The organism is Foetidibacter luteolus (assembly GCF_009650435.1).
In the GTDB taxonomy this organism is placed as follows: Bacteria; Bacteroidota; Bacteroidia; order Chitinophagales; family Chitinophagaceae; genus Foetidibacter; species Foetidibacter luteolus.
This window is the reverse complement of sequence record NZ_VVIP01000005.1, coordinates 16,727-28,127: the sequence shown is the minus strand read 5'-3', so window position 1 is coordinate 28,127 and position 11,401 is coordinate 16,727. Positions and strand designations below refer to the sequence as shown.

Genomic DNA, 11,401 nt, shown 5'->3' with positions numbered 1-11,401 from the left:
TTGAAGTGATGAAGTGCTTTTACTGCGGAGTGTCAGCGCCGTTAACATTGAACAAAAGAACATTGAACAGAAAGGCCCTCATTGGGGGCGGCCCAATGTCATTAAGTTGAGCCCCATCGGGGCTTTCTGTTTGTAAAAACAAAATCATTTAGATGAGAAGAAGGTTACCGGTTACCAGTTGCAGGTTACCGCTCTGTTGACGGGTAAGATGCTGCTGTTGTTTTGAAGTGATGAAGTGCTTTTACTGCGTAGTGTCAGCGCCGTTAACATTGAACAAAAGAACATTGAACAGGAAGGCCCTCATCGGGGGCGGCCCAATGTCATTAAGTTGAGCCCCATCGGGGCTTTCTGTTTGTAGAAACAAAATCATTTAGATGAAAAGAAGGTTACCGGTTACCAGTTGCAGGTTACCGGTCTGTTGACGGGTAAGATGCTGCTGTTGTTTTGAAGTGATGAAGTGCTTTTACTGCGGAGTGTCAGCGCCGTTAACATTGAACAAAAGAACATGGAGCAGCCAAAGCCTCGTAGAGGCGGCATGTTAGTAGCCAACGAAAACAAGGTTTCCCGGAGCGCCGTAGGTGCGATATGTTAAACAGGATGATGGATAACGGCAAGATGGATGATTAACAGTCCCTGGTGCAGGAGGCTGCTCAACATGCCGCCTCTACGAGGGCTTAACAAAATTGGCCGCGATTACCTTTTTGCTACTAACATACCGCTCCTTCGGAGCTCGACGTTGGATGTGGGGAAGACCGGAAAGCCGGTTGCAGGTAGCTGGTGGCTGGTCTGTTGATGTGTAGGTGGTTGAGGTTTTTAGGGGCGGTAATGTGCAAGTTCTCCACAGCGGCAGAGCCGCAAACATTGAACTTTAAACAAAAGAACATTCAACAGCAAAGCCCCGTAGGGGCGATATGTCAGTAGCTTCAGAAAAAATGCTGCCCGCCCCATAATTTTTTTCCGTAGCTGTAAAACCTGCTGTTTTTTCTGCTTAACTTCAGCACACGCCTTACTTTACTCTAAATACAAACTTGCCTGCATGAAAAAGACTACTGCCATCCTGCTGATGCTATGCATTTGCCTTGCTTCCTTCACCATTACGCGTAACCGACATAACCAACTTGCCAAAGAAGTGGCGGAAAAATCTGCTGTATTGCGGGGTAGCGGTAACGAACAAAAATTCCGCGACCTTAACAAGAACGGAAAGATGGACGTATACGAAGATGCTACCCAACCTGTAGAGGCACGCATAAGCGACCTGCTGCGCCAAATGAACCTGGAAGAAAAAGCAGGTATGATGTTTATTAACGGCGCCAAAGTAAATGAGGATGGCTCCATTGATGATAAGCCTGCCGCGGGTATGTTCGCCTTTGTGCCTAACGGCGTAAAGCAAATGAAAGAAAAGCAGATGAACCATTTTAACCTTTGGGCCATACCATCGGTAACATCTTTGGCTAAATGGTATAATGCCATGCAGCAATACGCGGAAGGTACCAGGCTGGGCATACCCATTACCATTGCTTCAGACCCGAGGAACCATTTCAGCAACAATATTTTTTCCATGAGCGCCAACTCTTTTTCTCAATGGTGCGAGCCTTTAGGTCTTGCCGCCATTGGCGATGATGAACTAACCCGGCAGTTCGCCGACATATCCCGCCAGGAATATGTGGCTGTGGGCATACGGGAGGCGCTACACCCCCAGATAGACCTTGCCACCGAACCGCGCTGGCCACGCATCAGCGGCACTTTTGGAGAAGATGCCCAGTTGAGCGCCAGGATGGCCACAGCTTACATAAAAGGTTACCAGGGAGAAAAACTGGGTAACCAAAGTGTAGCTGCCATGACGAAGCATTTCTCCGGCGGCGGGCCGCAGAAAGAGGGCCTGGATCCTCACTTTCCTTTTCAGCGGGGGCAGGTATATCCCGGCAATAATTTCAACTACCATTTAATTCCTTTTGAAGCGGCTTTTGCCGCACATACGGCCGCTATTATGCCTTATTACGGGGTACCGCAAGGCCAGACAAGTGAAGAAGTGGCCTTCTCATTTAACAAGGATATTATTACCGGCCTGCTGCGCAATAAATACAAGTATGACGGTGTGGTTTGTACAGACTGGGGATTAATTACCGATGCCGATATGGGCGGCGTGGTTTGGCCTGCCCGTGCCTGGGGCGTAGAAAATTTAACTCCCGAAGAGCGTGTGAAAAAAGTAATAGATGCCGGTGTTGACCAGTTTGGCGGCGAGAGCTGTGCCGAGCATGTGGTAAGCCTTGTAAAAAAAGGAAAGCTGACCGAACAGCGTATTGATGAAAGCATCAGGCGGTTGCTGCGGCAGAAATTTGAACTGGGCCTTTTTGATAACCCTTTTATAGATGAATCGAAAGTAACCGCTGTGCTTGGAAAGCCCGAGTTTTTGGCAGCAGGCGAAGCTTCCCAGCGCAGGGCGGTTACACTGCTTAAAAACGCGGATAATATATTGCCGCTTAAGCCAGGTGCGCTTAAAATATACGTTCAGAATGTAGATGCCAAAGTGGCTGCGCTTTACGGTACCGTGGTTAAAAAACCGGAAGAAGCGGATATTGCCATACTACGGCTGGAAACGCCTTTTTACCCGGTAGAATCTCCCATAATGATGGCAAGAATGTTTCACCATGGCGACCTTGATTTTAAAGGGGGTAAAAAAGACAGCATTCTGCAGTTGCTTAAAACCGTGCCCACTATAGTGGATATTTATCTTGACAGGCCGGCAGTAATACCTGAAATAAGTGCTGCGGCAAAAGCCCTGATGGCCAATTTTGGCGCCAGCGATGCTGCGGTGCTGGATGTTATTTTTGGCAAGTACAAACCCGGTGGCCACCTGCCTTTTGAGCTGCCATCATCTATGGAGGCGGTACGCAACCAGAAAGAAGATGTGCCATACGACAGCAAAGACCCTCTTTACAAATTTGGCTATGGGCTTGGTTATGAATAGCCGCAGGCAGGCAAGCTATGGAAAAAGCTGCTGAATAGCTGTGCACAGCACTATCCCGCTGCGTACAGCAACACCTGCCAGGCATCTTCAATTCTGTTTTGCTCCAGTAGTTCTTTGGCGTACAGGTGCAATTCTTTTTCCATTTCATCCGGGTTTATGGCATAATACTGCACAATGTTTTTAAGCCTGTTATCTTCAAAGCCGGCATTAACAACAGGTATTTCAGCAACACCGGCCAGCATGGCCAGGTTATTGCCTGTAAGCAGGTTGCTGTTGCGTATACTTTGCGGCAGTCCGTCAAACCCTATGCCTGGCCGGGCGCCGGGGCGGGGTACCGTAAACAAATTGGTTTCATTAATGGCCGCATACCAGTTGCCGCCCATCCTGCTTACATGCTTTGTCTTAAGCTGGTCAATCATATTGCCATCATCGTTAAGCAGGCTTTCATCTACATGCAGGAGCAATACTTCGGCAATAACCAGTTGCCCTGCGCCGCCATGTTCGCCCAGGCTTTTTACCTCCATTACCCTGCACTCCAGTTTAATACCGGCTTCTTTAACCATCGGCGGTTGTACAAGGGTAGCAGGTTGCTTGGTAAAACCGGCTTTAATAAACTCATCAACCCCTTTGGGGTACTCACCACTGGCCAGGCTAACCTGCTGCACCATGTTAATGTCGCAGATGTTGATAACCGCTTCGGGCACCTGCAAAAGGTTTTCCAGCGTGTGCTTAATACTGTTATCCCGCACTTTGCGTACGGTGGAGAATATAACCACTGAAGGATCATAAGAAAACAAATTGAAAAAGCTGAACGGGCTAAGGTTGGCATTGCCGCCGGCGTCTACAGTGCTAACAAAAGCGATGGGGCGGGGGCCAATGGCATGGTTAAGCCAGGCCTGTTTTTCACCTATGGAGAGCGGGGATAGTTCGATGGTTTTCATAAAGGAAAAGTATGAAAGTACGGGTTAAGAAACAGCAGGCGTGGTTAGAAAACTTTTGTAAGATGTATGTTTACCGGAAAAATAAAACTTTCGCAGTCATGCTTTTGCTGAAAGCCTCTGGCGCCGAAGGCGGCAGAGGCGAGGTTCCTGCAACACAACGACCGCTCCTGCCACGCAGCGCCAGGGACATGCGCAACAAATCTGCTGCTTATTGAGAGTTCGGCTTTATGCTAAAAGTTTCTGGCACTGCGTGGCAGAAACAACGCACCCAGCCTGTTACACCCGGGTGAGGGATTGCAGCGGTTACCCCGCTGAAGCCTTCGCAGCCAGGCTTTGTGGCGGAGTAATAGCGGAAAGCCCGACCCCTTGCGCAGCTTGGGGGCACCCCCAACTATCTTTTTCCGGCAGTGTGATGCGGGCTTATTTTTTCCTGCTCAAGATTGAAAACCCACTGTCTTCCTTTACTATCGTATTATGCAATACACCCAGCCCTTCCACTTCCAGTTCAACAGTGTCACCTTGCTGCAGCCACTGCTCCGTATAACCCGGGTTGGCCAGCCTGCCGGTACCGTTAAGTTCCAGGAAACAACCGGTGCCTACCGTGCCGCTGCCAATCACATCCCCGGGATAAAGCGTAACGCCGTAAGAGGCACGCTCTATTATTTCTGCGAATGTCCATTGCATATCGGCAAGGTTGCCATTGCTAACCTCAACGCCGTTAACACGGCATTTCATGCTTAGGTTCCAGCTTTTGCCGGTATGGTTTTCGTGTGCGGCCGTTTCAAACTCCTCCAATTCGTCGGTGGTTACCAGCCAGGGCCCAAATGCCGTGGCAAAGTCTTTGCCCTTGGCGGGCCCCAGGTTCAGCAACATTTCTTCCTGCTGCAGTTGCCTGGCGCTAAAGTCGTTCATAATCAGTAGCCCGGCAATGTATTCATCAGCTTCTTCGGCCGGTATGTTGCGCCCTGTTTTGCTGATAACGATGGCCACTTCCAGTTCAAAATCCAGTTTTTCAAAATGGTCGGGCATGCAGGTAACATCGCCGGGGCCGGTAACGGCGTGGTGGTTGCTGAAATAAAATACCGGGAACGCATCAAACTCCGGCAACATTTCTTTACCCCGGTTTTTCCTGGCCGTTTCCACATGTTGCCTGAAGGCATAGCCATCCCGTATGCTGGCTGGCAGCGGTACCGGCGATAAAAGCTGTACCTGTTCCACCGCTACAGCCCTATCCTGCGATATACGGCCTGTTTTAATGGCATTTTCCACCGCCTGCGCTGCGGGATGGTATTCCTCCCAGTAATTAAGAAAAACGTTCATGCTGGAAGGCAGCTCGGGGTGTATGTAATCCGTATCGTACAGGTAGCCGTTTACATACAGTGCCAGTTGCTCATTGCCATCCTTCAGGTAAGAAACTAATTTCATAATGCTGGTTTGTTAGGCGGTAAAGATAGCGGCAAAAGCATTAGGCAGAAACCGGCGCGGGGTGCGGGCAATTATTCTTTACCGGCAAGATGGGTTTTGTTTTTCTCCTTAATCATGCGCAGTACCATTTGCATTTTGGGGTCTATATTCTGGCGTATGGCCAGGGAGGATGGGGGCGTTGATACATCCGGCAAAATACCCCGACCCTTGGTACCTATTGCCTTTTCATTAATTACTACGCGATACACCGGCATGGTTACCCTTATCCTGCTGTTGGGCAAGGTTATCTCCGGCAGGTACACGGCGGAGTTACCATAGCTGCCGCCGCCGGTTTCCTCGCCTACTACGGTAACATTGGGCTGGCCTTTAAGGCCGGATACCAGCATGGTGGCCGCCGAAAAAGTGTAGCCACCCTGTACCAGGTACACCTGCCCATTGAAATGATTTTTTTCTTTAGGGCTAAACAGGTGCCTTTCGTACCAGCGGTAATGTATGCGGCCATCATCATCCCTGCGGCCGGTAAAGTGCATGGCAAACCAGTATATCCATGCAGGGTGAAGATATTTTTTGTACTTAAGGTTTCGCGAAGGCGCCGCAACGGTATCTGCCACCCTGAATGGCGTAGCGGAAAGATATTTTTGCAGGTTAATGCTGTTGCCAATATTGCCGCCGCCATTTTCCCTAAGGTCAATTACCAGGTTTTGTATGTTTTGCTGCCGCAGGGTTTTAAAGCTGCGCCTGAAAAACCGCCTTAGCCTGGCATTAGAAAAAGTAGCCAGCCGCATATAAGCGGTGCTGTTGGCAGTGTCTATGGTAAGGCTGCGTTTGGCCAATATGCTGGGCGATGGTTTTTCCTGGCGTTTTACGGGCTGGGCAGGAACTTCTTTTTTGGCCAGGCTGTCTTGTTTGGCGGTACTATCCCTAACCGGCGGTTTGTATTGTTTAATTAAAGCTGTTTGCTCTGCGCCCGCAGCATCAATATAACCAACCAGGTATTTTTCTGAAGGGCCATAGGCATTGTAGTAGTAGCCGGCAAAATTAAAGCTGCACAACTGGCTTTTAAAGTTGTCAGAATAACCATCGGTACTGATGAACTGGAACATAGAATCCAGCAACTGCCTGTTGCCGTAACCATTAATAGAAGTAATAACGGTACCCCGCTTAAAAATGGAGTCATTCTTAAAGGCGCTGCCCATTACAATAATGCTGTCGCCCCAGGTTTTAAGCAACAGAGGAAACTGGGCTGCCCTTACATTGCGCAACCTTTTGCTGTAAGCCTTCGAAAACCGCACCGATGTATGGCCGCAGCGTATTTTACTAATTACCCAGGCCACCCTGTTGCGAAACTGGAACTCGGTAAGCGAATCGGTAATACTGTTAATGGCTGTTGCAAAATAGTTGTCAAGCGTATCTTTTGGTGTGTACCAGTAAAGGCTGGGGTGGTTGGCTTCCAGTATGGTTTTCAGCAGTCTTATATCATCTTTCAATTGTTCCGGGGCGTACCTGGCAGGCCTGCCGGCTATTGTTTGTTGCGCATATTTACCTGTGCCGCAGGCAGTAAAAAATACCCAGCCAATCAATAGCACAAAACCAATACGCCTGTAGTTCATCATGAATAGGTAGTTTTTTTAGGGCACTGTAATTTACGGCAACAAATTTTTAAAGAGACTAATTTAAGAAGGTTTTATGGCGCCCGCCCAAGCTATCGCAAGGGCGCCGGGCTTTCCGCTGCTACTCCGCCACAAGGCCATGCGACAAAGGCCTCAGCGGGGTATCCGCTGCAATCCCTGGCGCGGGTGCAACACAGCGTAATTATTTACTAAGCCGTTTTATGTAAACGTAATTGGCCGTGCTTATTTGTCAAACGCATTCCAGCCCTGGGCCGTAATATCAAATGCATTACCACCCTTGGATAGCAGTTTGCTTCCATCCGCACTGTCGGTCATATATCCAATAACGCTTACCTGCTCATTCAGTACAATCTTATCGTGGTCTTCCTGCTTAATAGTAAATATCAGTTCGTAATCCTCCCCGCCGTTCAGGGCACATACGGTGGGGTCAAGCCCAAACTTAAAAGCCGCCTGTTTTGCCTCTTCCGCAATGGGTATCTTGTCTTCGTATATCCTGCAGCCCAGCCCGCTCTGCTTGCTGATGTGCAGTATTTCGCTGCTAAGGCCGTCGCTTATGTCCATCATGGCGGTAGGCACAATATCGTTCTCTTCCAGGAAGGCAATAATGTCTTTCCTTGCCTCGGGTTTCAACAGCCTGCCCACAATATAATCTTCACCTTCAAGGTCTGGCTGCACCTCCGGACTTTCCAGGTAAATCTTCTTTTCCCGTTCCAGCAATGTAAGCCCCAGGAAAGCACCGCCCAGGTAGCCGCTAACGCAAATAAGGTCGCCCTTGTTGGCCGTGCTCCTTTTTACGAATTTGCCCGGCGCCACTTCGCCCAAAGCAGTTACCGAAATAATAAAACCCTTGCCGGATGAGGCTGTATCGCCACCCACAAGGTCAACGCCATATTTTTCACAGGCGGCATATACGCCTTCGTAAAACTCGTCCAGCGCTTCAACGCTAAAGCGGTTGCTTACACCGATGCTCATGGTTATTTGTGTAGGCTGGGCGTTCATGGCATATACATCGCTCAGGTTAACGATAACGCTTTTGTACCCCAGGTGCTTCAACGGCGTGTACATCAGGTCAAAATGCACATTTTCAATCAGCAGGTCGGTGGTAATTACCGTTTGCTTGCCAAAATGGTCAACCACAGCGGCATCATCGCCCACACCAACAATGGTAGATGCATTCTGCAGTTCAAAGTTCCTCGTCAGGTGGTCCACCAGGCCAAACTCGCCAAGGGAAGATATTTCGGTTCTGTTAGCGCTCATAAAATAATCAAAGTACGATTTACGAAGTACGAAGTACTTGTGGTTAAAACGTTTATGTGTTCAATTCTTTTAACAAATATCAGTTGTTGTTCTGTAAACTTAGCTGGTGAAGTTACAGGATGATTTGTGAAGTACTTTGAGTGAAGGTATTGATTGTTTAAAGCCTGCTTTTTAAAAAGCGTCAATTATTGTTACCCATTTCAGCATTCGTATCTTTTTTCAGGGCTATCTTCTGCCGGGTAGTGGTAATAGACGCAACGATGATCTTAAGAATCTCCGCGCCTTCTTTTATAAGAAAAGATATATGCTCCTTAAATTCCGGGTTAAACTCACTGATCAATTCAAGGAAGTAAATGCACTCATCGGCTTCCTCTTCCGCAATCTTAAGCTTATTTAAAAAATCAGCATCTGATTTTCCTCTTCTTGCCGCCCTGTAATTTGCGCCGACTGAAGAGGACGATTTGGCTAACTGGTTAAGGTAAACGTTGTTAACCCTGCCAGGCGGTAAACTCATGATTAACTTACCTGTTGCAACTGCAAACTGAAACGTTCTTATTTTCATATCCATCATAAGATAAAGGATTAAAATGCTGAAGGATAAAATTAAGATTTCAAGTTCCTGAATCCTGCTTCGGTAAAAAAATAAGCTCGTCGGTTAAACGTATTTCACATCCTTTCTCAAGTTGGCTGGTGAGCTTTCCATAAAATTAAAACTGCCCCAACATACTTGCCACTTCACAGAATCAAAACATCCTGCGTCGCTGTACTTCATACTTAGCGATTATCAGGACAAGACCCAACCAACGTACTTCACACTTTACCGTTATCAAAACCTGCCACACCAACGTACTTCGTACTTCATACTTCGTACTTGTTCTCCCCTTTAATCCATCCAAACAGTTCTTCGTGAATTTTGCCGTTGGTAGCGATGATGCCGGGCTGGTAGGGGTTGTAAGGATGATTCTCAAGATCGGTTACTTTACCGCCGGCTTCTTCCACAATCAGGAAGCCAGCGGCGCTGTCCCAGGCCTGTAGCTTGTGTTCGTAAAAACCGTCGAAGCGGCCGCAGGCAACCCAGCACAGGTCGAGGGCGGCGCTGCCCAGGCGGCGTACCGGTATGCCACGGCGTATCAGCCTGTCGAATACCTGTAAGGGCCCGTTGGGAGAATCAAGATAAGTATAGGGAAAACCGGTGGCAAGACAGCTTTTGTCAACAGAATCTTTGCTGCTTACATGGATACGTTCATTATTAAGTGTAGCGCCAAAACCACGCTGGGCAAAGAAGAATTCATTCATCATGGGGTTATATACCGCACCCATGATTATTTCGCCGGCCTGCTCAATACCAATGGAAACGGCGCAAATGGGTATATTATTGGCAAAGTTGATGGTGCCGTCAATGGGATCAATAATCCATTTGTAGGTAGAATCCTGGATAATCTCGCCAGACTCTTCGCTTAGGATAAAGTGATCCGGGTGATTGTTCCGGATTACCTCGAATATGGCCCTTTCCGAAGCATGGTCTGCTTCGGTAACAGGGTTGTTAACGCCTTCCTTATTAAATACCTGGTAGTTGGTGTTAAAATAACGCTGAAGTTCTGCGGCCCCTGCTTCGGTAGCCTTGAGCAGTGTTTGTTTAAGCATCCGCAAATATAGTTTGTAACCGGTAAAATGTGCCGCCTGTAACTGTAGCCGGCATTATTTCATAGAACAATAACGCAATGTTAGGATATGTGCAAAGCTGTGGTACGTGAAGACACGTACCACGGGAGCGACACTATTTCATAGACAATAACGCAATGTTAGAATATGTAAAGGCTGTGGTACGTGAAGACACGTACCACGGGAGCAAGAACGTGAAGACACGTACCACGGTAGCAAAACACCACAGCCGCTGACATTGAACATTGAACAGGAGAACATTGAACAAAGCAAAGTTTATGCGGGAAAAGCTGCGTAGCGAATCCAACCGCACACGAGTGCGACGCAAGTAAAGCTTCATAATTGTTCCTGCCGCTGGGCTCATAAAAATGCCTTCGTCGTACAAAATTGAAATTCTCCTTTAGGGGATGGGGGTGTTCCTGCCGCCGGGCCCATAAAACTTCTTCAGGGCATCGGCATTCGTTCTGGATGGTAAATTTGTGAAACTCTTTGGCCGGCCAACTGTTGCATAATCTGCTATCTTTGGCGGAATCAATTGTATCATGACAGCAGACCAGGTTGTTTATCTTGTTTTTGGTATTGTATTAACAGCGGCATTAATTTTTGACCTCGGCCTTATCAGCAAAAAGAATAAAACCGTAACCATTAAAGCGGCGTTGCAGCAAACCTTTTTTTGGGTAGCGCTTGCGCTGGCATTTTTTATTTTCCTGTGGTTTGAACAGGGGCAAAGCACCGCGCTGGAGTACCTGAGCGCTTACCTGATGGAATGGAGCCTTAGCATTGATAATATCTTTGTTTTTATCCTGATTTTTACATCGTTTGCCGTTAAGGAAAAGTATTACCCACGGGCATTACTGATAGGTATACTGATGGCTATACTGTTCCGTATCGTTTTTATAACGGTGGGCGTGGCACTGGTGGAAAGGTTTACCTGGATACTGTATATTTTCGGCGCCTTTTTATTGTACACCGGTTACAAAATGTTTACTGCCGGAAAAGATGAAGAATTTGACCCCCATGATTCTAAAGTATATAAATTTTTAAAGAGTTTTTTGCCGCTTGTGCCTAACGATGGCGGCGGCAAATACATCATCAGGCAAAATGGCCGGCCATTTTATACCACGCTGTTTGTGGTGGTGATAATGCTGGCTTCGATAGACCTTGTATTTGCGCTGGATTCCATACCGGCAGTGATGGGTATATCAAGGGATAAACTGGTGATTTATACTTCCAACATATTCGCGGTGCTGGGTCTGCGTTCCTTATTTTTCCTGCTGCGTGGCGCTGTCAGCAAGTTTGATTACCTGCAACAGGGCATTGCCATTGTACTGGTATTCATTGGCCTTAAAATGCTGGGTGAACACTGGATAAGCCAGTGGGTTGATAAGAATGTACAGGTATTTATTTCGCTGGGGGTTATATTGCTCTGCATATCGGGCTCTATCTTTTACTCCATTTTTATGGATAAGAAAAAAGGCCTTAAGGATGCCGGCAGCGATACGGTTTACTGATTGAAA

The 11,401-nt window shown here is 47.7% G+C and carries 9 protein-coding genes; 3 read left to right on the top strand and 6 right to left on the bottom strand.

Going from position 1 to position 11,401, the window contains the following annotated elements; genetic code table 11:
* Positions 1-1,036 precede the first annotated feature (1,036 nt).
* A complete protein-coding gene (locus tag F0364_RS01640) occupies positions 1,037-2,968 on the top strand; it encodes a glycoside hydrolase family 3 protein (protein ID WP_207632467.1) in 1,932 nt (643 codons plus the stop codon).
* Between the two features lie 50 nt (positions 2,969-3,018).
* On the opposite strand, the gene F0364_RS01635 is transcribed toward F0364_RS01640, so the two are convergent.
* A complete protein-coding gene (locus tag F0364_RS01635) occupies positions 3,019-3,909 on the bottom strand; it encodes a flavin reductase family protein (RefSeq protein ID WP_153796007.1) in 891 nt (296 codons plus the stop codon).
* 11 nt (positions 3,910-3,920) lie between these two features.
* Between F0364_RS01635 and F0364_RS01630 the strand changes: the two genes are divergently transcribed.
* A complete protein-coding gene (locus tag F0364_RS01630) occupies positions 3,921-4,124 on the top strand; it encodes a hypothetical protein (protein ID WP_153796006.1) in 204 nt (67 codons plus the stop codon).
* 205 nt (positions 4,125-4,329) lie between these two features.
* Here the strand turns inward: F0364_RS01630 and F0364_RS01625 are convergent, their stop codons facing one another.
* The 5 genes from F0364_RS01625 to F0364_RS01605 all read right to left on the bottom strand — a co-directional run bounded on the left by F0364_RS01625 (position 4,330) and on the right by F0364_RS01605 (position 9,866).
* Complete coding sequence (locus F0364_RS01625) at positions 4,330-5,334, bottom strand: fumarylacetoacetate hydrolase family protein (RefSeq protein ID WP_153796005.1); 1,005 nt, start codon at positions 5,332-5,334, stop codon at positions 4,330-4,332.
* A 71-nt stretch (positions 5,335-5,405) separates the two neighbouring features.
* Positions 5,406-6,947, bottom strand: coding sequence for a S41 family peptidase (locus tag F0364_RS01620; protein ID WP_153796004.1), 1,542 nt, complete (start codon positions 6,945-6,947; stop codon positions 5,406-5,408).
* Positions 6,948-7,187: 240 nt separating this feature from the next.
* Positions 7,188-8,222 carry a thiamine-phosphate kinase gene (gene thiL / locus F0364_RS01615; RefSeq protein ID WP_153796003.1) on the bottom strand — a complete coding sequence of 345 codons (1,035 nt, stop codon included), beginning with the start codon at positions 8,220-8,222 and terminating at the stop codon, positions 7,188-7,190.
* A gap of 181 nt (positions 8,223-8,403) precedes the next feature.
* Positions 8,404-8,784, bottom strand: a complete 381-nt coding sequence (locus F0364_RS01610) for a four helix bundle protein (RefSeq protein WP_207632466.1) — start codon at positions 8,782-8,784, stop codon at positions 8,404-8,406.
* Between the two features lie 296 nt (positions 8,785-9,080).
* The gene (locus tag F0364_RS01605) at positions 9,081-9,866 is read right to left on the bottom strand and encodes an inositol monophosphatase family protein (protein WP_153796001.1); all 786 of its coding nucleotides are present in this window, start codon (positions 9,864-9,866) and stop codon (positions 9,081-9,083) included.
* 560 nt (positions 9,867-10,426) lie between these two features.
* Between F0364_RS01605 and F0364_RS01600 the strand changes: the two genes are divergently transcribed.
* Positions 10,427-11,395, top strand: coding sequence for a TerC/Alx family metal homeostasis membrane protein (locus F0364_RS01600; protein WP_153796000.1), 969 nt, complete (start codon positions 10,427-10,429; stop codon positions 11,393-11,395).
* Positions 11,396-11,401: the final 6 nt, after the last annotated feature.